The following is a 211-nucleotide window of genomic DNA, read 5'->3' on the forward strand; positions in this document are numbered from 1 at the left end:
GACGAGGCCCGGGCCGCCGGTGAGCCGATGGCCGAGCGGACCGCCTGGCGGATCTGCCGGGACAACGGCTGGTGGAGCGCCTTCGGCAAGCGAAGAGGCCGTGGGAAGAACACCAAGGCCGGGCCGCCTGTCCACGATGATATGGTGCGGCGCAACTTCACCGCGGCCGGGCCGAACCGGCTGTGGCTGACGGACATCACCGAGCACGCAA

1 pseudogene is annotated in these 211 nt (G+C 70.6%); it reads left to right on the plus strand.

Going from position 1 to position 211, the window contains the following annotated elements:
- Positions 1-211: pseudogene (locus tag IG99_RS44005) on the plus strand (IS3 family transposase); the annotation flags it as partial.

This window comes from Streptomyces griseus subsp. griseus (genome assembly GCF_000720255.1).
Lineage (GTDB): Bacteria > Actinomycetota > Actinomycetes > Streptomycetales > Streptomycetaceae > Streptomyces > Streptomyces griseus_I.